Raw genomic sequence first — 21,337 nt, 5'->3', positions numbered from 1 at the left:
GCGGCCGTTCCCAGTCAGCGGCGTGCCAGTTTGTACTTGACGCAATCCTCATAGAAACCGCGGCGGATGGCCTCGGGTTTGAGCCGTGACGGGCTGTCGTAGGTCTGTTCGGTGATACCCAGGGCCATCATGCGCATCCAGCCCTTGCTGAATTTGTAGGCCTGGATCTTCTGCCGCGCGGCATACAGCGAAACCCCCGACAGCTTCAGTTCCTGCGCCCGCGCCGCGGTGCCGGCCCCCCAACTGCACATGTAGCGATCATTGGGCTTCAGTTCCTTGCCATCGGCGCACAGCGCTACGCCTGCGAGGGAAAACGAGATCAGCGTGGTCCATACCGTTCGCATCTATGCTCAACCTAACTGCCTGAAAATAAAGTGATTCTGGCTGTTGCTGAACGGTCGCGGGGCCATCAATGTGCCTGCTGTCTGGACGGGTGGCTGAGGCCTGTCAGTCCTCCAGCGGTTCCCAGTGCAAGGTGCCGAACAGATAGTCCATCAATGGCAGCACAATATTGAAATTGCGCCCCTGCATCAGTTCGCGCCGATGGTGCAGCTCATGCAGCCGGCGCATCTGGCGGATCCACGGCAGGCGCGCCAGCGGATGCTTCGCCGGCAGGTGTTCGCAGGCGTGGAACACCTCATAGACCAGGTAGCCGAGCAGGGTGCCGCTGGCGAACAGCGCCGCGACATTGGCATTCAATGGCAGAAGGGCCAGCCACAGTGGCAGGGCGAACACCAGGCTGTGGAGCACGATCAGCCAGGCGGGAAACAGCACCACCCGCCAATCCCGTGCCGTGTCGCAGGTCATGTAGCCGGGGCCGAAGAAACTGTGATGGTCACCGGTATGGCGGGCATAGAACAGCCGGGCGAACGGCTGCCGGTGGTGCCCCAGCCAGCGGTGCACGACATAGATGCACAGGTTGAAGAACAGCAGCGACAGCGGCAGGGCCAGCCATTCCATTGGCTGCAACGCGTGCAGCGAGTGCCACAACAGGCCGATGCAGAGCACTCCGTAAGCCAGCACGAAACCCCCATGCAGCCAAGGGTTGTAGCGCGGGTGAACGGCGGCGCGGTAACGCGCGCGGAAGTCCGGGATGGGGTTGCGCATGGTCGGGCTCCAGCTGTTGTGGTGATTGACAGCAGCGTAGCAGCCGGCGCGTGGGGCGGCGGCGGTCCGGTTCAGGGGTGAAGAGATCGGGCCCGACAGACGCCAGCCCTCCTGATTGTAAGCATTTTCACAAAAAGACTTGGTTTATGGATGTAACACTAATTAGAATCAGTCTCATTAACACCCTTACGCTCAGGTTCTCTCCCATGATTGAAGCCACGACGCCAACGGAGCACACCCTGCATACCCTGTACCGCGATCACGGCAGCTGGCTGGAAGGCTGGCTGCGGCGGCGCATGGGCAACGCCTGGGATGCCGCCGACCTGAGCCAGGACACCTTCCTGCGGGTGTTGTCCAGCGCGCAGCCGCTGGTCGAGCTGCGTGAGCCGCGGGCGTTCCTGTTGACGATCGGCAAGCGCCTGCTGAGCAATTTCTACACCCGACGTAGCCTGGAACAGGCCTATCTGGAAGCCCTGGCCCAGTTGCCCGAGGAGTGCGTGCCGTCGCCGGAGCAGCGCTGGGTATGGCTCGAAACCCTGCAGGCCCTGGACGAACTGCTCGATGGCATGCCGGCCGTGGTGCGCCGCGCCTTTCTCTGGAGCCAGCTCGAAGGGTTGGGCTATCGCCAGATCGCCGAGCGCCTGCAGGTCTCGGAGCGGACCGTCAAGCGCTACATGGCCCAGGCCTACGAACACTGCCTGCTGGTGGAACTCTGATGTATTCCAATGCTACGCCCGAGGCCCGTGCCGTGGCCCGCGCCGCGGGGCAATGGCTGGCGCTGATGGAATCGGGTGCGGCCAACGAGGATGACCGCCGCAAGCTGCAGCATTGGCGCGAAAGCAGCAGTGCCCACGAGTCCGCCTGGCAGAAGGCGCAGTTGTTGCGCCAGCGTTTTTCCGGGTTGCCCACGGCGCTGGCCATGGCCACCCTGGATCGTCCGGATCCGGGGCGACGTGCCGTGCTCAAGCGTGCCCTCGGCGTGGCGGCGCTGGTACCGGCCGCCTGGCTGATCGGTCGGCAACTGCCGCTGGAGGTCTGGCGGGCCGACCTGCAGACCTCCACCGGCGAGCGCAAGCGCATACCGCTGGCCGACGGCAGCACCCTGCAACTGAACACCGCCAGCGCGGTGAACGTCGACATGAAGGCCCGGCGGCTGACCCTGGTGCGTGGCGAAATGGCCCTCAAGGTGCCGGGCGGCGACGCCCTGACCATCCAGGCGCCGTACGGGCGTATCGTCGTCAGCCGCAGCGAGGTCTGCGTGCGCCTCAATGCCGAGGATTGCCGGGTGTCGGTGGTCAGCGGTTCGGTGCAGTTGCAGCCGTTGCAAGGTCCGGCGCTGTCGCTGGGCGAGGGCCGGGAAATCAGCCTGCGTGCCTCCGGCGCGGGCGCGGTGGGCGCCTTCGACGGGCAACTGCCGGGCTGGCGCGACGGCGTGCTGATGGCGCAGAACCAGCCGCTGGGCGACTTCCTGCGTGAACTGGGGCGTTATCGCAGCGGCCTGCTGCGCTGGGAGCCGGCCCTGGAAACGCTGCGCCTGACCGGCAGTTTCCGCCTCGACAACACCGATCGCATCCTCGAGCTGTTGACCGCCAGCCTGCCGGTGGACGTGCACATGCGCACCCGCTATTGGGTCACCCTGGTACCTCGTAAAAAAGTCGCGGAAAAAAATATTGCCTGAAGGCTGTCCCTTTTTTTCACCTCGCCGGTCATTCCAGGTAAGTGAACAAAATATGAGAGCTTTCTCCCATGTCCGCAGTGCCTCCCTTGCGTTTGCGTCCCCTGTTGCGTTTCGGCCTCGTGCTGAGTCTGAGTTCCACACCGTTGCTGGTTGCGCCCGCCTGGGCGGAGAACGGTGTCCGTCGTAGCTATGAAGTCCCGGCTGGCAGTCTCGGCGCGGCCCTGACCCGTTTCGCCGGGCTGGCGGGGGTCAACCTGTCGGTCGACCCGGCGCTGGTCAGCGGGCACAACAGCAACGGCCTGTCCGGCGAGTACGAGGTGGAGGAAGGCTTCGCCCGCCTGCTGCAGGGTTCGGGGCTGCAACTGGTGCCGGTGGGCAACCAGGCCTACACCCTGGTGCCGGCCCCGCAGGGCAGTGGCAGCGTGCAGTTGCCGACCACCTCGATCCTCGGTGCCGATGGCGCTGCCGGTGGCCAGGCCTATGCCGGTGGCCAGGTCGCGCGCCGTGGTTCGCAGGGGATGCTCGGCTCGCGGGACTTCATGGAAACACCGTTCAGCATGACCACCTACACCAGCGAGGCGGTCAAGAACCAGCAGGCCCGTACCCTCGGCGACCTGATCGCCAGCGACCCCTCGGTTCGCGCCACCAACCCGGCCGGCGGGCGCTACGAGCAGTTCACCATCCGCGGTTTCAGCCTGTTCAACAGCGACGTGTCCTATAACGGCCTGTATGGCGTGCTGCCGACCTACACCATCGACATGGAAATGGCCGATCGGGTGGATATCCTCAAGGGGCCGACCCAGTTGATCAACGGTATCTCGCCGCGTGGCAGCGTCGGCGGTGGCATCAACGTGGTGCCCAAGCGGGCCACCGACAAGCCGATCACCGAGTTCACCGGCAGCTACGCTTCCGACAGCCAGACTGGCGGTGCCGTGGATATCGGTCGGCGGTTCGGTGACGAGAACCAGTTCGGTGTCCGTTTCAACGGGGTGAAGCAGTCCGGCGACACCACCTGGGATCACCAGAGCGTCGATCGCGAGATGGCGGTGCTGGGCCTGGATTTTCGCGGCGAGCGCCTGCGCCTGTCGACCGACATCGGCCATACCGAACGTGACACCGACGCGCCGCAGGAGCGGGTACAGATTGGCGCCAACGCCAAGGTGCCCAACCCCAACGACGTGCACAGGAACTATGCGCAGGCCTGGAGCTGGGCGCACACCAAGGACACCTTCGGCACGCTGAACGGCGAGTACGACCTCAGCGACTCGGTGATGGTCTACGGCGGTGTCGGCCTGCGCAAGAGCAACCACGACTTTCTGCGCCACGCCGTGTCGATCACCAACAATGCCGGAGATTTTACGGTCTCGCCGCGGGATTTCACCCGGGACGAGAATGTCCGCACCGCCACGGCGGGCGTGCGCAGCTGGTTCCACACCGGCTCCGTCAGCCATGAGCTGAACCTGGCGGCCAGTGACTTCTACATGGACTTCACCAACGGCGGGGCGCGTTACGCGACGGGCCGAAGCAACCTCTACAACCCGGTGCAGACACCGGACCCCCTGACGCCCACCCGCTACGACGACAAGGTCTATACCGAGAACCGCTTCACTGGCGTGGCACTGTCCGATACCCTGGGCTTCTTCGATGACCGCCTGCTGCTAACCCTCGGCGCCCGCTGGCAGCGGGTCAAGGTCGACGACTGGACCAACGGCGTCAAGGGCGATACCTCCTACGACGAGGAGAAGGTCTCGCCATCGGGTGGCATCCTGTTCAAGGCCACCGACGAGCTGTCGCTGTACGCCAACTACATGGAGGGCTTGAGCCAGGGCAAGATCGCCCCGTCGACCTCGATCAACGAGGACGAGATCTTCCCGCCGTTCATCAGCCGCCAGCTCGAGGTCGGTGCCAAGTATGACTTCGGCCCTGTCGCCCTGACTGCCGCGGCCTTCCAGATCCGTCAGCCGGCCTACGAGACCAATGCCGTTTCGCGGGTCTTCGGCCCGAACGGCAAGCGCCAGAACCGCGGTGTGGAACTGAGCGTGTTCGGCGAACCGCTCAAGGGCTTTCGCCTGCTCGGTGGCGTGATGTACATCGACAGCAAGCTGAACAACACCACCAACGGCGCCTTCGACGGCAACCGCGCGCCGGCCACCCCGAGTACAACGTCAACCTGGGCGCCGAGTGGGACATCCCCGGTGTCGAGGGGCTGACCCTGACCGGCCGTGGCATCTACACCAGTTCGCAGTACCTGGATCAGGCCAACAGCAAGGAAATCGACAGTTGGGAGCGTTTCGACGTCGGTGCCCGCTACGCCTTCAAGATCGACGACAAGTCCATCACCTTGCGCGCCAGCGTCGAGAACGTGATGGACAAGCGCTACTGGAGTTCGGCCGGTGCCTCGGATGACAGCGAGCCCGGCCTGACCCTGTCGACCCCCAGGACCTATCTGCTCTCGGCCACCGTCGGCTTCTGACTCGGGGCAGGTGCGCCAGGGATCGGCGCCTGCGCAAGATCATTGCGCGTTCCGCGGTTCGGCAACAGCAGCGAATCATTTGACGATATGCAAGTTGGATAATGCCTTGAACATATAACGGCACCTGTTGTTTTTATATTGAAGATGCATAACGCATGCAGCGCATCTTTGCATATTACAAGTTTATAAGGCTTGGGTATCCGGCTGTCTGATGTTTTTTGCGAAGTTTCCGCAAGTTTCATGAATTTTTAAATATTCAGGAACTAACAGTTGCACTTGTCAGTCATTGGTAATAATTTTCATTCAGGAATTATGGAGGGTGAGCAGATGTTGAATGATGGCCTATTGCATTCTAATCCTGTGCGGCAAACCAATGCCGATTATCTGGCTCGTCAAGGCAAGTTCGAATCCAATGTGCGCAGTTATCCGCGCAAGTTGCCGCTGGCGATTGCCAAGGCCCATGGCGTGTGGGTGACGGATGTCGAAGGCCATACCTACCTCGACTGCCTGGCCGGTGCCGGCACCCTGGCGCTGGGGCACAACCATGCGGCGATCATGGGGGCCCTGGACAGTTTCCTGTCTTCGGGCCTGCCGATGCACACCCTCGACCTGACCACGCCGGTCAAGGATGCCTTCAGCGAAACCCTGCTCGGCCTGCTGCCGGGGCAGGGACGGGACTACTGCCTGCAGTTCTGCGGGCCGTCCGGGGCGGATGCGGTGGAGGCGGCACTCAAGCTGGCCAAGACCTTCACCGGGCGCAATACGGTGATCAGCTTCAGCGGCGCCTATCACGGCATGACCCATGGCGCCCTGGCGCTGACCGGCAACACCGCGCCGAAAAATGCCATCGCCACGCTGATGCCGGGGGTGCAGTTCCTGCCGTATCCCCATGAATACCGCTGCCCGCTGGGTATCGGTGGCGAGGCCGCGGTCGAGGCGCTGGGCTATTACTTCAGCCAGTTCATCGAGGACGTCGAAAGCGGCGTGTCCCTGCCGGCCGCGGTGATCGTCGAGGCGGTGCAGGGCGAGGGCGGGGTCAACAGCGCGCCGGCCGGCTGGTTGCGCCGGATCCGTGAGGTCACCCGCCAGCACGGCATCCTGCTGATCCTCGATGAAGTGCAGGCCGGCTTCGCCCGTACCGGCCGGATGTTTGCCTTCGAGCACGCCGGGATCGAGCCGGACATCATCGTCATGTCCAAGGCGGTCGGCGGTGGCCTGCCCCTGGCGGTGCTGGGGCTCAGGCGCGAATTCGATGCCTGGTCGCCGGGCAACCACGCCGGTACCTTCCGTGGTAACCAGATGGCCATGGCTACGGGTCTGGCGACCTTGCGCGTACTGCAGGAGCAGGACCTCGCGGCCCAGGCCGAAACCCGCGGCCGCTGGCTCAAGGAGCAACTGCAGTTGCTGCAGGCACGCCACCCGGCCATCGGCCAGGTCCGCGGGCCGGGCCTGATGCTGGGTATCGAGATCGTCGACGAGCGCCAGTCGGCCGACCGTCTCGGCAGCTTCCCCGGTGATCCGCAACTGGCGGTGGCGATCCAGCAGTACTGCTTCCGGCAGGGGCTGCTGCTCGAGCGCGGCGGACGCCACGGCAACGTGATTCGCCTGTTGCCGCCATTGATCATCGATGACGAACAATGCGGACTGGTCATCCAGCGGTTTGAAAAGGCCCTGGCGGCCGCCCTGTCGCAGATACGCGGCTGAAGTTGTTCGCGACACTGTTTGCCCAATATTGATGAATGCTGAAAACCCACCGCGATGATTGATGCGGTGCACTTGGCTGTTGCCTGGTTCCGGTCATCAAGGGGCAACTTCAGGTAGTTGCAGAGTTTGTCGAATATCCACTTCGAGTTATCTGCTTATTATGGAAAGAAACTGGCTGTTTTCTGGCAATGAATGCCACGTGTCGTCATTGCGATATCACGTCCCCGGTGAGGCTGCGGCCAATGTGGAGCGACCATGAATAATCCCGATCGTGCTGTTATTTCGAAAATGGTGAGTGAGTTGGCGAGCACTCGCGCGTTGCTCAATTGCCTGATCAAGGAATTCGCGCTACCCGAGAACTGCCTGCGTTATGAATGGCCGCAGCAGATGGAGGGCATCGCTCCCGGCTGTTACCTGGAGGGGCTGGCCTGGAAGGGCATTCCGCTGACCATCAGCCTGCCGAACCAGCAACAGTTCTTCGTGCTGGTGGATCGCCGCGACCGCCTGGGCAGCCATCGCTACCTGTCCGACGTCTATGCGCGCAAGGGGCCGGGTGCCTGGCATTGCCTGGCGTTCCCCGAATTCGTCGAACAGCTGCTGGCGGCCTGCGAGCACATGACCAACGCCAGCAACGAAGAACTGCTCGATCAGGTCCTGCAGAGCCAGCACCTGACCGCGGCCATCGTCGCGCATAATCTCGACGAGCAACGGCCGGACCCCCTGCGCGACTACCTCGCCAGCGAGCAGGGGCTGTGGTTCGGTCATCCCAACCATCCCGCCCCCAAGGCGCGCCTGTGGCCGGCCCATCTGGCCCAGGAAACCTATGCCCCGGAGTTCCAGGCACGCACGGCGCTGCACCTGTTCGAGGTACCGCTGCAGGGCCTGCGGATCACTGCCAACGGCTTGAGCGAGGAACAGGTGCTGACCGGTTTCGCCGACCAGCGCCGGGCCCGGCCAGGCCACGCCATGCTGTGCATGCATCCGGTACAGGGGCAACTGTTCATGCAGGACCGTCGGGTCCGGCGCCTGCTGGAACAGGGCCAGATCTTCGACCATGGCACCACCGGTCCATTGGCCAGCCCGACCGCCTCGATGCGCACCTGGTACATCGAAGGGCATGACTATTTCATCAAGGGTTCGCTGAATGTGCGCATCACCAACTGCGTGCGCAAGAACGCCTGGTACGAACTGGAAAGCACGCTGATCATCGACCAGTTGTTCCAGCGCCTGCAGCAGAGCACGCCGCAGACCCTGGGTGGCCTGTCGACCGTGGCCGAGCCCGGCTCGGTGAGCTGGGCACCGCAGCAGGCCGACGAAGCCGATGCCCACTGGTTCCGCGAACAGACCGGGGCGATCCTGCGGGAAAACTTCTGTCGGCGGGCCGGTGCCGATCGCAGTGTCATGGCCGGCACGCTGTTCGCCCGCGATATTCATTCGCGGCCGCTGGTGCACGGCTTTCTGCAGGGCTTTCATGACCAGCCGCTGGAAGACAGCCAGTTGCTGGACTGGTTCGAGCGCTACCAGGCCCTGCTGCTGAGGCCGGTGATGGCGCTGTTCTTCAACCACGGTGTGGTGATGGAGCCGCACCTGCAGAACACCGTGCTGATCCACGACGCCGGCCAGCCCCGGCAACTGCTGCTGCGCGACTTCGAGGGCGTCAAGCTGACCGAGGAGCTGGGCGCGGGCCACATCGAGGTCGGCCTGCATCCGCGGGTCCGGCAGTCATTGCTGTATTCCCGTGCCCAGGGCTGGAGCCGGATCAGCTATTGCCTGCTGATCAACAACCTGTCCGAGGCGGTGCTCGCCCTGAGCTGGGAGCGGGCACACCTGGCGCCGCTGATGTGGCGGCAGGTGGAACGGCAACTGCGCAGCATTCGCGAAGAACTGGTCGGCCCGGCGCCGGAGCTCGACGCGCTGATCGCCGGCCAGCCGATCGCCTGCAAGACCAACCTCAAGGTGCGGTTGGCGGCCGCGGCTGACCGTCAGGCGGGTTACGTCAACCTGCATTCACCCTGGAGCGAGGAGGTTCGCTATGGCTGAGTTGCCTGAAACCGTTCTGGGCGCGATTCGTGACGCCCGGGCCATGAGCAGCGATCCGCTGGCGGTGTTCATCCACGACCTCGATGCGCTTGTCGGGCATGTGCGCCAGGTGATGGCGGCGCTGCCGGCCGGCGTCGAGCTGTACTACGCGATCAAGGCCAACAGCGAGGCGCCGATGCTCGAAGCCCTGGCGCCGCTGGTGAGCGGTTTCGAGATTTCCTCGGGGGGCGAGATCGAGCGGGTGATGGCCTGCCCGACCCGCAAGCCCTACGTGTTTTCCGGCCCGGGCAAGCTCGACTCCGATCTGCGTGCGGCACTGGAGCACCAGGTCGAGGCCATCCATGTGGAAAGCCTCAACGAGATCGAGCGCCTGCAACGGCTGGCCAACCAGGTCGGGCGGGTGCAGCCGGTGTTCATCCGGGTCAACCCGCAACTGCCACCGACCCTGTCGAGCAAGCTGGCGATGGCCGGTACCGCCACGCCGTTCGGCATCGACGAGGCGGACCTGGCCCTGGCGGTGCAACGGGTCGACAGTGCCAGCCACCTGAGCCTCAAGGGCTTCCATGTGCACGCCATGTCCCATCAGTTGTCGGTGGAGCGCCATGAGCAACTGCTGGATTTCTACCTGCAACGCTGGGAGCAGTGGCGGGCGCTGGCGGCCTATCCCGAGCAACTGACGCATTTCAACGTCGGCGGTGGTATCGGTGTCGACTACCTGGGCGGTCCACAGTTCGACTGGCAGCGCTTGTGCCGCTACCTGGAGCGCCGGCTCGCCGGGCAGGCCGATGCCCCGGTGCTGCGCTTCGAGCCCGGGCGCTTCATCAGTGCCTTCTGTGGCTACTACGTGATCGAGGTGCTGGACCGCAAGAGCAGCCACGGCGTGAACTTCCTGGTCTGCCGTGGCGGGACCCACCAGTTCCGCCTGCCGGCGGCGCAGAGCCATGATCATCCGGTGCTGCACCTGCCGCGCACGGCAGTGTCGGCGCACGCGCCGCAACGGCTGTACACGGTGGTTGGCCAACTGTGCACGCCCAAGGATGTGCTCAGCCGCGCCCGGCCGCTCAAGGGGGTCGAAGTCGGTGACCTGCTGGTACTGCCGCTGGCCGGGGCCTACGGCTACAACATCTCCCATGCCGACTTCCTCTGTCATCCCAGGCCGCCGCAACTCTTCGTGCGCCAGGGCGAACTGCTGCGGGGCAACGGCCAGTGGGCGTGAGGTTCGCCGTGCAGCGGCGCTGGGTGGTGTTCAACGTCCTGTTGGGGACGCTGACGGTCAGCCTGAGCAACAGTTCGCTGAACCCGGCGCTGCCGATGTTCATGAACGTGTTCGGGATCGGCCCGTTGCTGGCGACCTGGATCGTCGCCGGGTTCATGACCAGCATGGGCATGACCATGCCGCTGACCAGCTTCCTCAGCCAGCGCCTGGGGCGCAAGCGCCTGTACCTGTGGGGCGTGGCACTGTTCGTCGGTGCCTCGCTGCTCGGCGCCGTTGCCAATTCGATCAGCCTGGTGATCACCGCCCGGGTGGTGCAGGGCATTGCCAGCGGGCTGATGATTCCGCTGTCGCTGGCGATCATCTTCTCGGTCTACGCCAAGCCCGAACGGGGGCGGGTCACCGGCCTGTGGAGTGCGGCGGTGATGCTCGCCCCGGCACTCGGGCCGCTGTGCGGCAGCCTGCTGCTGGAGTGGTTCAGCTGGCGCTCGCTGTTTTTGATGAACGTGCCGATCGGCCTGCTGGCGCTGGTGCTGGGGATGGTGGTGCTGCCGGATTCGGAGCCCGCCGAGCGGCAGCCGTTCGACCTGGCCGGCTACCTGCTGATCGCGGCCGGTATCGGTCTGCTGATGGTGTCCATCAGCGGCCTGCGCCACGCCAGCACGCTGCTCGATCCCCTCGACCTGGGCATGCTGCTGGCCGGTCTGCTGTGCCTGGTGGCGTTTGTCCGGGTGGAGTTGAGCCGCCAGGCGCCGCTGCTGAACCTGCGGATCTTCGCCCTGCGCGGTTATCGCCTGAGCGTGGTGATTGCCGTGGTGCAGTCGGTCGGCATGTTCGAATGCCTGGTGCTGTTGCCGTTGCTGGTGCAGGTGGTGCTGGGCTACAGCGCCATCTGGACCGGCCTGGCGCTGCTGTGCACGGCGGCGTTCGCCAGCCTGTTCGGGCAGATGGGCGGACACATCCTCGACCGCCACGGACCGCGCACGGTGGTGGCCTGCGGTCTGCTGCTCACTGGCCTGTCGACCCTGGCCCTGGGACTGCTCAAGGCCGACGCGGCGATCGCCGTGGTGTTCGCCCTGATGATGGTCCGCGGCGCCGGCCTGGGCCTGTCCTACATGCCGGTGACCACCGCTGGGCTCAATGCCTTGCCCGAGCCGATGGTGACCCAGGGGGCGGCGATGAACAACATCTCCCGGCGCCTGGTGGCGTCCCTGGCCATCGTCATCGCCTCGCTCTGGCTGGAGTGGCGCATGGGGCCGGCGGGGCAGGCGGCCAGCCCGGCGGCCATCAGCGAGGTGTTTATCGCCACCGGCATCCTGATCCTGCTGGCGCTGCCATGCGCCTGGCGTTTTCCGCAGCACGACGAAACGGCCGAGGCCCGGCCCGCTGCCGTCGAGCAGCGATGACTCTTCTTTTGACACTCTTCTTCAAGGTACGGACATGACGACTTTCGAATTGGCAACCGCTCAATGGGGGAAAACGCCACTCGGCCACCCGGCCAGCACCGCCTGGCTGGCCACGGTCGACAAGCGCTGCCGGGCCACCGTGCAGCAGCGGGTGGTCGGGCAACTGCTGCAGACCCTGCTGTATGAAGCGGTTCTGCCCTATGAGGCGCAACCGCTGGGCGACGGCCTGCATCGTTTCACCGTACACGGCCGTGATGCCCGACAGGCCGCAGTGCAGTACCACTGCAATGGCCTGCTCAGCGACAGCTTCGCGGTGATCCGCCTCGAACATGGCAGCCTGGAGCGGGTCGACGGCAACGGTCAGCGCAGTACCCCGGACCTGCACCAGGCCCTGGCCGAATGGCTCGGCGAGTTCCGCGACAGCCCGCACCTGGCCCGTTTCATCCTCGAACTGGAGCAGACCCAGCTCAAGGACCTGCAGGCCCGCAGCCAGGGCTATGCCGCCGCGGTGCCGGCCCATGAACTGGACGTGGATGCCCTGGAGCAGCATTTCATGGACGCCCACAGCTATCACCCCTGCTACAAGTCGCGCATCGGTTTCTCCCTGGCGGACAACCTCCGCTACGGGCCGGAGTTCGCCACGCCGATCGCCGTGGTCTGGCTGGCGGTGGCCAACTCGCGGGCGGCGGTCAACCACTCGCGCAACCTCGACTTCGCGGCGTTTATCCGCCAGGAGTTCGGTGCCGCGCGCTGGGAACAGCTGGCCAGCAGCCTGGCCGGGCAGGGGCGCAGTATCGACGATTACCAGTTGCTGCCGGTGCACCCCTGGCAGTGGGAGAACACCATCGTCGCGACGTTCTACCCGGAACTGCTCAGTGGCGAGCTGATCTACCTGGGCACCTCCGACGATACCTACAGGGCCCAGCAGTCGATCCGCACGCTGGCCAATGCCAGCGTCAGGGAGCGGCCGTACGTCAAGCTGGCGATGAGCATGACCAACACCTCCAGTACCCGCATCCTGGCCCGGCATACGGTGATGAACGGACCGATCATCACCGACTGGCTGCAGCAGCTGATTGCCAGCGACGCCACCGCCCGCGCGCTGGATTTCGTCATCCTCGGCGAAGTCGCCGGGGTCAGCTTCGACTACGACCACCTGCCCGAGTCCCGGGCGCCGCAGACCTACGGCACCCTCGGGGCGATCTGGCGCGAGAGTCTGCACCCGTACCTCAGGGCCGACGAGCAGGCGGTGCCGTTCAACGGCCTGAGCCATGTGGAGAATCGTTACGGCGAGGGCACGCAGGCGCCGTTCATCGATGCCTGGATCCGCCAGTACGGCCTGCAGGCCTGGACCCGCCAGCTGCTGCAGGTCACCGTGCCGCCGATCATCCACATGCTTTACGCCGAGGGCATCGGCATGGAGTCCCACGGCCAGAACATCGTGCTGATCGTCAAGCAGGGGTGGCCGCAGCGTGTCGCCCTCAAGGACTTCCACGACGGCGTCCGCTATTCGCCGGCCCATCTGGCGCGCCCGGAACTGTGCCCGACCCTGGTCCCGCTGCCGGCCAGCCACGCCAGGCTCAACCGCAACTCGTTCATCATCACCGACGATGTCGAGGCGGTACGCGACTTCTCCTGCGACTGCTTCTTCTTCATCTGCCTGACCGAAATGGCGATCTTCCTGCGCCAGCAGTACCAGTTGGACGAAGCGCTGTTCTGGCAGATGACCGCCGAGGTGATCCTGGCCTACCAGGCGGCCCATCCGCAGCACCGTGAGCGTTTCGCGCTGTTCGACGTATTCGCGCCCAGCTACGAGGTCGAGGAGTTGACCAAGCGCCGGCTGCTCGGTGACGGCGAGCGGCGCTTCCGCTCGGTACCCAACCCGCTGCACGCCTACAGGCCGCAAGCATGCTGAGGACCAACCAGCTCAAGCGCAAGTTGCAGGCGGGCGAGACGGTCTACGGCCTGATCAGCTCGATCCCGGCGGCGGCGGCCATCGAGCTGATCGCCGAGGCCGGTTTCGACTTCGTGATCATCGACATGGAACATGTGCTGATCAATCCGGAAACCGTCGAGCACATGATTCGCACCGCCGAATCCTATGGTCTTACGCCACTGGTGCGGGTCGCCGATCTCAACCCCAAGACCCTGCTGCGCCTGCTCGATGGCGGAGCCCAGGGCATCGTCCTGCCGATGATCGAAAGCCCCGGGCAACTGGCCGAGGCCATCGCCGCCTGCAAGTACCACCCGCTGGGGCGGCGCAGCCTCAACGCCGGGCGCCCCGGCGCGTTCGGCAAGCACAGCCTGGCGCAGTACGTCGGCGAGGCCAATGAGCAGATCATGCTGGTGGCGATGATCGAGAGCGCCGAAGGCGTTCGTCGCGCCGCCGAGATCGCCGCGGTACCGGGCCTGGACATGATCCTCGAAGGCGCCGCCGACCTGTCGCAATCGCTGGGCATGCCCTGGCGGATCGACCAGCCGGCCGTGCAGCAGGCGTTGCTCGATACCTGGCAGGCCGCGCAGGCCGCGGGCGTGCCGTATTGCACCATCCCCCGACAACCCGGTGATGCCGCCCGCTGGCAGGAACGGGGCGTGCGCGCCTTTGTTCTCGGCGATGAGCGCGGTATTGCCTTCCGGGCGCTGCAAGCGCGCCTGGCCACCCTTTCTGCAGAAGGAAAATGACTCGATGAACTTCACTTCACGTGCCGCCGATCTGGTGATGCAGGATCTGGTCGACTGCCTGCTGGCGGAAGACTTATTTGGCAGCGAACCGCTGAACCTGGTGGACACCGCCCACTGGCAACTGGCTCATCCGCAGGCGCCGCTGCTGGCCGAGGCGAGCCCGCAGCAGCGTATCTGGGAGTGGTGTTGCGATGCGGCGGAGCAGCGCTTCATCAGCATCGCCCTGCGTCCCGGCATCACCCAGCAATGGGAGAAGGTGCCAGGTACGCCGGTGCTGGCGCGCCAGGGCGAAAGCTGGGCCCGACTGTCGCCCGAGGACTTCATGCAGCGGGTGTTCAGCGGCCTGGCGCCGCGCCTGCAGGACAATGAAAAGGGCCTGGCGCTGTTTCTCGAAGTGCTGCGCATCAGTGTCTGGCAGACCGCGCTGTCGCTGGAACACCGCATCGACCACCAGGACCTGATGGCACAGGATGGCGCGACCTTCTTTCGCACCATGGAGCAGTGGGCGTCGCTGCGCGATCGTCCGTACCACCCGCTGGCGAAGGCCAAGCAGGGCCTGGACGAGGACGAGTACCGGCGCTACCAGTCCGAGTTCGCCCAGCCGGTGAGCCTGCATTGGGTCGCGGTGGACAAGACCCTGCTGCAATGCGGCGACGGGGTTGGGGACCTCGAACAGTCCTTCCCGGCGCGCTACCTGCTGCCGGAGAACCTGCAGGCCGAGCTGGAACAGGAACTGCGTGGGCTGGGGATCGAGCGCAGCCACGTCGCCCTGCCGGTTCACCCCTGGCAGTTCGAACATGTGCTGGAGGCACAGCTGGGCTCGGCGTTCGCGCGCGGTGACTGCCGCCGCCTGGCCTTCCAGGGCGCGCCGGTGTTCGCCACGTCGTCGCTGCGGTCCATGACCCCGTGCTTCGCGAGTGCCGACTACCTCAAGTTGCCGATGGCGATCTACTCCCTCGGTGCCTCGCGTTACCTGCCGGCGGTGAAGATGATCAACGGCGGCCTCAGCGAGAACCTGCTGCGCCAGGCGCTGACCCGCGACGAGACCCTGGCGCGCTCGCTGCACCTGTGCGACGAGGGCAAGTGGTGGGCGTTCATGCCGCCCGAGGCGACCTTGTTCGACGAGGCGCCGCGGCACCTGTCGGCGATGGTGCGGGGCTATCCGAAGGCATTGCTCGACGATCCCGAGTGCCGCCTGCTGCCGATGGCCGCGCTGGGCACGCCGCTGCCCGACAGCGACCGGCACTTCTTCGACGAGTGGCTGGAGTATCGCCAGTTGCCGCGCAACCAGGCTTCGGTGCTGACCCTGTTTCGCGAACTGAGCCACAGCTTCTTCGACATCAACCTGCGCATGCTGCGCATCGGCATGCTCGGCGAGGTCCATGGGCAGAACGCGGTGCTGGTGTGGAAGGCCGGCCAGGCCCAGGGCCTGCTGTTGCGCGATCATGACTCGCTGCGCATCTTCGTGCCGTGGCTGGAGCGCAACGGCATGGCCGACCCGGTCTACCGGATCAAGAAGGGCCATGCCAACACCCTTTACCACGAGCGTCCCGAGGATCTGCTGTTCTGGCTGCAGACCCTGGGCATCCAGGTCAACGTGCGGGCGATCATCGACACCCTGGCGCAGGTCTATGCGGTGCCGGTGACGGCCTTGTGGACGGTGTTGCGCGATGTGCTCGAAGGCCTGTTGCAGAGCATCGAGTTCGACGACGAGGCCCGGGCGATGATCCAGCGCCAGTTGTTCGAGGCACCGCGCTGGCCGCAGAAGCTGTTGCTGACGCCGATGATCGCCCGCGCCGGTGGGCCGGGCAGCATGCCGTTCGGCAAGGGCGAGGTGGTCAACCCGTTCCACAGGTTGCGCCGTGAAGTCTGAGCGTTCCTGGCATCCTTCCAGGCGCAGCGTGCTGCGCCTGTCCCTCGGCCTGCTGGCCCTGCCGTCCCTGGCCCGGGCCGAGGGGCCGCGGCTGGTCACGCTGTTCCAGGGCGCCACCGACTGCGCCGTGGCCCTGGGGCTGACGCCGGTCGGCGTGGTCGACTCGCCCACCGAGAAACCGACGTTTCGCTACCTGCGTCCGGCATTGGCCGGTGTCGCCCATGTCGGCCTGGAAACCCAGCCGAGCCTGGAGGACATCGTCCTGCTCAAGCCGGACGTGATCGTCGCCTCGCGGTTTCGCCACCAGCGTATCGCGCCGTTGCTGGAGCGCATGGGCAGGGTGCTGATGCTCGAAGAGGTTTTCGAGTTCAAGCGGACCCTGGCGCTGATGGGCGTGGCGCTCAACCGTCAGCAGGCGGCCAGCGACCTGCTCGGACAGTGGCAGCAGCGGGTCATCCGCCTGCGCGAGCAGTTGCAGGCGAAGTTCGCCGGGCGCTGGCCGCTGACCGTCTCGGTGCTGGATGTGCGCGAAGACCATGTGCGCAGCTACCTGCCGGGCAGCTTCGCCGGCTCCGTGCTCACCGAGCTGGGTTTCGACTGGAATCCGGTGGCCCGTGGCGCGCATGGCACCTATATGAAACTCACCAGTAAAGAGAGCCTGCCTGTGGTCGATGCCGACCTGTTTTTCGTTTTCCAGCGCACGGACAGCCAGACCGTGCAGCACAACTATGAGCGTCTGTTGCATTACCCGTTCTGGCAGCACCTGCGCGCTCCGCGCGATGGCCAGGTCTGGCGGGTCGACAGCATCGCCTGGAGTTTTTCCGGCGGTATCCTCGGGGCCAACCAGATGCTCGATGACATCGCCCGGGTGGTGGCCTCCTCATGAGTCGTGGTTCGAAACTGAGCCTGGCGCTGCTGCTGATGTTGCTGTCCTGCCTGTTGAGCCTGGCGGCGGGTGCCACCTGGATCTCTCCGGCACAGCTGTTGAGTGGCCTGATGCAGGCCGACAGCCTCAGCGCCGGCGAGCAACTGATCGTCAGCACCCGCCTGGCGCGGACCCTGATGGCGATCGCGGTCGGCTCCAGCCTGGCCGTGGCCGGCGCGCTGATGCAGGCATTGACGCGCAACCCGCTGGCCTCGCCGGGGCTGTTCGGGGTGAACGCCGGTGCGACCTTTTCGATCATCCTCGGCTCGTCGCTGTTGGCCCTGTCGTCGATGCAGCAATGGCTGTGGTGCGCCTTTCTCGGCGCGGCGCTGGCCGGCGCCCTGGTGTGGCTGATCGGCAACCGGGGCGAGAGCAGTCTCAGCCCGTTGCGTATCGTGCTGGCCGGGGCGGCGGTGACCGCGCTGTTCTCCGCCTTCAGTCAGGCCTTGCTGGTGGTCAACGAGGAGGGCCTGGACACGGTGCTGTTCTGGCTCGCCGGTTCGCTCTCCGAGCGTGATCTGGCGATGGCCGCACCGCTGCTGGTCGGCGTGTCGTTCGCGTTGTTCGGTGCCTGGCTGCTGGCCGGCCAGGTCAATGTGCTGAGCGCCGGCGAGGCGATCGCCACCGGGCTGGGGCAGCGTACCGGCTCGATCCGCCTGCTGATGAGCGTGCTGATCGTCGGCCTGGCCGGCAGTGCGGTGGCACTGGCCGGCAGTATCGGTTTCATCGGTCTGCTGGTGCCGCACATGGTGCGCAAGAGCCTGTCCGTCGATCATCGCTGGCTGCTGCCGGGCTGCGCGGTGCTCGGCGCGACGCTGCTGTTGCTGGCCGATACCCTGGCGCGGGTGGTGATCCTGCCGCAGGAGGTGCCAGTGGGGGTGATGACCGCGTTCTTCGGGGCGCCGTTCTTCATTGTCCTGGCTCGACGGGGGGCTCGTCATGGCTAGGCCTGTGACCGTGCGTAACGGGGTCTTTTCCCGGCAGCTCGACCTCTCCAGCCTGGGCCGCCTGGTGCTGGCGTTGCTGCTGACCCTGCTGGTGATGCTCGGCGCGCTGGCGCTGGGCAAGATCAACCTGTCGCCGCTGACCGTGTTGCGCGTGCTCGCCGGCGGCGCGGACCCGGGGCTGACCTTCATCGTCGAGCAACTGCGCCTGCCCCGTCTGGTGCTGGCGGCTCTGGTGGGGGCGGCGCTGGCGGTGTCCGGGCTGATCCTGCAGAGCATCATTCGCAACCCGCTGGCCTCGCCGGACCTGCTGGGCATCACCAGTGGCGCCAGCGCCGCGGCGGTGGGCTATCTGTCGTTCTTCTCGCTGGCCCTGGGCTCGCAGTTCCTGCCGCTGGCGGCGATGGCCGGAGCCGGCCTGGCCGCGCTGGCGATCTACCTGCTGGCCTGGAAGCAGGGCACGTCGCCGCTGCGCCTGGTGCTGATCGGCGTCGGCGTGTCGGCGCTGCTGGCGGCGGTGACCACCTTCCTGCTGGTGTTCAGCCCGTTGACCACCACCCTGTCGGCCTATGTCTGGCTGACGGGCAGTGTCTACGGCGCCAGTTGGCCGGAGCCGCGGGCCCTGGCCGGCTGTCTGCTGGCGATCCTGCCGTTGCTGCTCTGGCTGGCCCGGCAGGTGCGGGTGCAGCAACTGGACGACGACCTGGCCCGGGGTATCGGCGCCCGGGTGCAGTGGCTGCGCGCCGGGCTGTTGCTGGTCAGCGTGGCCCTGGCCGGTGCGGCCGTGGCCTGGGGCGGGGCGATCGCCTTCGTCGGGCTGGTCGCCCCGCATATCGCCAAACGCCTGGTGGCGCCGGGGTTTGCCGGGCAGGCGCTGATGTCGGCGCTGGTCGGCGCGAACCTGGTGATGCTGGCCGACCTGGTCGGGCGCACGCTGTTTCTGCCCCTGGACCTGCCCGCGGGTATTTTCGTCGCGGTGCTGGGCACACCGTTCTTTCTCTATCTCCTGATCAACCAGCGGCACTGAGGAATTGCAGATGGCATCCATTACAGCCCAAGGCCTGACCCTGAGTTACCAGCGCCAGGCAATCATCGAAGGGCTCGACTTGCAACTGCCCCAGGGCCAGGTGTCGGTACTGATCGGCAGCAACGGCTGCGGCAAGAGCACCCTGCTCAAATCCTTCGCCCGGCTGCTCAAACCGCAGCAGGGGCGGGTGATCCTCAACGGCACCGACATCCATCGCAAGTCGACGGCGACGGTGGCCCGCGAACTGGCGATCCTGCCGCAGATGCCGAGCGCGCCCGAGGGTATCAGCGTGCGGCAACTGGTGGCGCTGGGGCGCTACCCGTACCAGAACTGGATGCAGCAGTGGTCGCAGCAGGACGAGGCGATGGTCGAGCGCGCCCTGCAGCAGACCGGCACGCTGGAGTTGGCCGAGCGTCCGGTGGACGCGCTGTCCGGCGGCCAGCGGCAGCGGGCGTGGATCGCCATGACCCTGGCCCAGGACACCGAGATGGTCCTGCTCGACGAGCCGACCACCTTTCTCGACCTGGCTCACCAGATCGAAGTCCTCGACCTGCTGCGCGACCTCAATCGCCAGGAGGGCAAGACTATCGTCATGGTCCTGCACGACCTGAACCTGGCCTGCCGCTACGCCGACCACATGGTCGCGGTGCACCAGCGCACGGCCTTCGCCCAGGGGCGCCCGACGGACATTCTCAGCGAGGCGCTGGTCAAGCAGGTGTTCGACCTCAACTGCCGGATCATCAGCGACCCGTTCTTCGGAACACCGCTGTGCATCCCGTTTGGCCGGGAATTGCCGCAATGACCCTGGCCCATCTGTTCACCGACGCACAGTGGGCGCTGCTGTCCGGGGCGCTGCGGCTCAAGCCGTTACAGCAGAGCGACCCGCGTTCGCTGCCGGCGCGGGCCCTGCTCGATGAGACGACCTGCGAAGACCTGCTGCAGGCGCTGGGACCGGTGATCGGTTCGCCGACCCTGGCGATCACCGCTTCGCTGCTGGCCAAGCGTTTCTCCTTTCTCGGCACCGGCGCCTGCCTGTACGCGATGTCGGTGTACGACAAGGGCCTGCTGCTGTCGCTGGACAACTGCCGGGTCGAGTACGGGCATGACGATGGCCTGTGGACCTCGTCGATGCCGCTGGATCAGCCCCAGGCGTTCGGCTATGCGCCGGGGCAGCGCGAGGCCTGGCGCGAGTCTATCGTCTCCAGCCTGTTCGCCGGGACGTTCCAGCCGCTGTGGCAGACCTTCTACCGGGTCACCGGCATTTCCCGCAGGATTCTCTGGGAGAACACCGCGGTGCGGGTCTATTCGCTGTACGAGAAGCGCATGGCCAAGGTCGAGGACCCCTTGATTCGCCAGCGCTGCGAGGCCGATTTCCACTGGCTGCTGAACGAGGCCGAGCCGGCCTTGTTCGGCCTGGACTACAACCCGCTCCGGCATTTTCGCCGACCGCCGACGATCCTTGAAAACGAAGGCAAGCGCATCCGCTTTCGACGCACCTGCTGCTTCTACTACGAGGCGAGCCATCCGGTCGAATACTGTTCCACCTGCCCCCTGCTGAGGCCGAAGAAATGTCGCTGAACCCACGAATCGCACCGCGTCGGCAACTGGTCGACGCAGCACTGCTGCTGCAGTACCGGAGTATTTCCAGTTCCACCATCGGCCATGTGCTCGACGCGGGCTACCTGCGGGGCCTGAGGCCGTTGTTCGAGGGCATCCACATGATCGGCAACGTGGTGACGGCCAGGCTGCGCACACCCGATGGCAGCATCCTGCGCGATGCCTTGCTGTGTTGCGAGCCGGGTGATGTGCTGGTGATCGAATGCGAGGGCGACGGCGAGTGTGCCTGCTGGGGCGAGTTGCGCACCCTGGCGGCGCTGATCAAGGGGCTGGCCGGCGTGGTGGTGTCCGGCGCGGTGACCGACGTTGCGGCGCTGCGCGAGCACCGTCTGCCGATCTTCAGCCGAGGCGTCAGCGCACTGACCACCCGCAGCCTGGGGCAGAGCGGCGAACTCAACCTGCCGGTGCGGGTCGGTGGCGTCCAGGTCCAGCCGGGTGACCTGGCCATCGGTGACGATGACGGGGTGTTCATCCTCACGGCGCAGCAGGCCCGGGAACTGTTGCCGCAGTTCGTGGCGAAGGAAAATGCCGATCGCCTGCGCCGGGCGGGGCTTCTTGCCAAGTTGATCGCCAAGGGGGCCTGATTCTGCAAGGTGGAAAGCAAACGGTGACAACGATCGCAGCGGACGACAGACAACTCTGGTAAAG

General features: G+C 65.8%; 16 protein-coding genes and 2 pseudogenes. 16 read left to right on the top strand and 2 right to left on the bottom strand.

Features of this window, described 5'->3' with window-relative positions:
- Window positions 1-14 precede the first annotated feature (14 nt).
- Window positions 15-344, bottom strand: coding sequence for a hypothetical protein (locus tag ACM62G_RS00255; protein ID WP_054057386.1), 330 nt, complete (start codon window positions 342-344; stop codon window positions 15-17).
- A 109-nt stretch (window positions 345-453) separates the two neighbouring features.
- Window positions 454-1,107, bottom strand: a pseudogene (locus ACM62G_RS00250) (sterol desaturase family protein); the annotation flags it as partial.
- Window positions 1,108-1,313: 206 nt separating this feature from the next.
- Between ACM62G_RS00250 and ACM62G_RS00245 the strand changes: the two are divergent.
- From ACM62G_RS00245 to ACM62G_RS00170, 16 genes and pseudogenes are all read left to right on the top strand, one after another.
- Entirely contained in the window at window positions 1,314-1,823 is a 510-nt protein-coding gene (locus tag ACM62G_RS00245) for a sigma-70 family RNA polymerase sigma factor (protein WP_419736445.1), read from the top strand.
- Window positions 1,823-2,785 carry a FecR domain-containing protein gene (locus tag ACM62G_RS00240; protein ID WP_054062687.1) on the top strand — a complete coding sequence of 321 codons (963 nt, stop codon included), beginning with the start codon at window positions 1,823-1,825 and terminating at the stop codon, window positions 2,783-2,785. The genes ACM62G_RS00245 and ACM62G_RS00240 overlap by 1 nt, the downstream gene beginning before the upstream one ends.
- Before the next feature lie 68 nt (window positions 2,786-2,853).
- Window positions 2,854-5,258 (top strand): annotated as a pseudogene (locus ACM62G_RS00235) (TonB-dependent siderophore receptor).
- 327 nt (window positions 5,259-5,585) lie between these two features.
- Entirely contained in the window at window positions 5,586-6,962 is a 1,377-nt protein-coding gene (locus ACM62G_RS00230) for a diaminobutyrate--2-oxoglutarate transaminase (protein ID WP_419736444.1), read from the top strand.
- Window positions 6,963-7,217: 255 nt separating this feature from the next.
- Window positions 7,218-9,002: an IucA/IucC family protein gene (locus ACM62G_RS00225; RefSeq protein ID WP_419736443.1), complete on the top strand. Its 1,785-nt coding sequence runs from the start codon at window positions 7,218-7,220 to the stop codon at window positions 9,000-9,002.
- A complete protein-coding gene (locus ACM62G_RS00220; RefSeq protein ID WP_273825620.1) occupies window positions 8,995-10,218 on the top strand; it encodes a type III PLP-dependent enzyme in 1,224 nt (407 codons plus the stop codon). The genes ACM62G_RS00225 and ACM62G_RS00220 overlap by 8 nt, the downstream gene beginning before the upstream one ends.
- Window positions 10,215-11,621 (top strand): DHA2 family efflux MFS transporter permease subunit, encoded by a 1,407-nt coding sequence (locus ACM62G_RS00215; protein WP_273825619.1) that lies wholly within the window; start codon window positions 10,215-10,217, stop codon window positions 11,619-11,621. Before ACM62G_RS00220 ends, ACM62G_RS00215 begins: the two co-directional genes overlap by 4 nt.
- 34 nt (window positions 11,622-11,655) lie before the next feature.
- The gene (locus ACM62G_RS00210) at window positions 11,656-13,536 is read left to right on the top strand and encodes an IucA/IucC family protein (protein WP_419736442.1); all 1,881 of its coding nucleotides are present in this window, start codon (window positions 11,656-11,658) and stop codon (window positions 13,534-13,536) included.
- Window positions 13,530-14,303 carry an HpcH/HpaI aldolase family protein gene (locus ACM62G_RS00205; RefSeq protein WP_054062681.1) on the top strand — a complete coding sequence of 258 codons (774 nt, stop codon included), beginning with the start codon at window positions 13,530-13,532 and terminating at the stop codon, window positions 14,301-14,303. The genes ACM62G_RS00210 and ACM62G_RS00205 overlap by 7 nt, the downstream gene beginning before the upstream one ends.
- 4 nt (window positions 14,304-14,307) lie before the next feature.
- Entirely contained in the window at window positions 14,308-16,176 is a 1,869-nt protein-coding gene (locus ACM62G_RS00200) for an IucA/IucC family protein (protein WP_419736441.1), read from the top strand.
- The gene (locus tag ACM62G_RS00195; RefSeq protein WP_273825615.1) at window positions 16,166-17,062 is read left to right on the top strand and encodes an ABC transporter substrate-binding protein; all 897 of its coding nucleotides are present in this window, start codon (window positions 16,166-16,168) and stop codon (window positions 17,060-17,062) included. Before ACM62G_RS00200 ends, ACM62G_RS00195 begins: the two co-directional genes overlap by 11 nt.
- Window positions 17,059-18,048 carry a FecCD family ABC transporter permease gene (locus tag ACM62G_RS00190; protein ID WP_054062678.1) on the top strand — a complete coding sequence of 330 codons (990 nt, stop codon included), beginning with the start codon at window positions 17,059-17,061 and terminating at the stop codon, window positions 18,046-18,048. The genes ACM62G_RS00195 and ACM62G_RS00190 overlap by 4 nt, the downstream gene beginning before the upstream one ends.
- Window positions 18,041-19,072 carry a FecCD family ABC transporter permease gene (locus ACM62G_RS00185; RefSeq protein ID WP_054062677.1) on the top strand — a complete coding sequence of 344 codons (1,032 nt, stop codon included), beginning with the start codon at window positions 18,041-18,043 and terminating at the stop codon, window positions 19,070-19,072. The genes ACM62G_RS00190 and ACM62G_RS00185 overlap by 8 nt, the downstream gene beginning before the upstream one ends.
- A gap of 10 nt (window positions 19,073-19,082) precedes the next feature.
- On the top strand, window positions 19,083-19,874 hold the full coding sequence (locus ACM62G_RS00180; protein ID WP_419736440.1) for an ABC transporter ATP-binding protein: 792 nt from the start codon (window positions 19,083-19,085) through the stop codon (window positions 19,872-19,874).
- Window positions 19,871-20,650 (top strand): IucA/IucC family C-terminal-domain containing protein, encoded by a 780-nt coding sequence (locus tag ACM62G_RS00175; RefSeq protein ID WP_419736439.1) that lies wholly within the window; start codon window positions 19,871-19,873, stop codon window positions 20,648-20,650. The genes ACM62G_RS00180 and ACM62G_RS00175 overlap by 4 nt, the downstream gene beginning before the upstream one ends.
- The gene (locus ACM62G_RS00170) at window positions 20,641-21,273 is read left to right on the top strand and encodes an RraA family protein (RefSeq protein ID WP_419736438.1); all 633 of its coding nucleotides are present in this window, start codon (window positions 20,641-20,643) and stop codon (window positions 21,271-21,273) included. Before ACM62G_RS00175 ends, ACM62G_RS00170 begins: the two co-directional genes overlap by 10 nt.
- Window positions 21,274-21,337: the final 64 nt, after the last annotated feature.

This window comes from Pseudomonas sp. COR18, assembly GCF_048568395.1.
In the GTDB taxonomy this organism is placed as follows: Bacteria; Pseudomonadota; Gammaproteobacteria; order Pseudomonadales; family Pseudomonadaceae; genus Aquipseudomonas; species Aquipseudomonas fuscovaginae_B.
The sequence above is the reverse complement of the archived record's forward strand: the minus strand, read 5'-3'. Positions and strand labels throughout refer to the sequence as shown.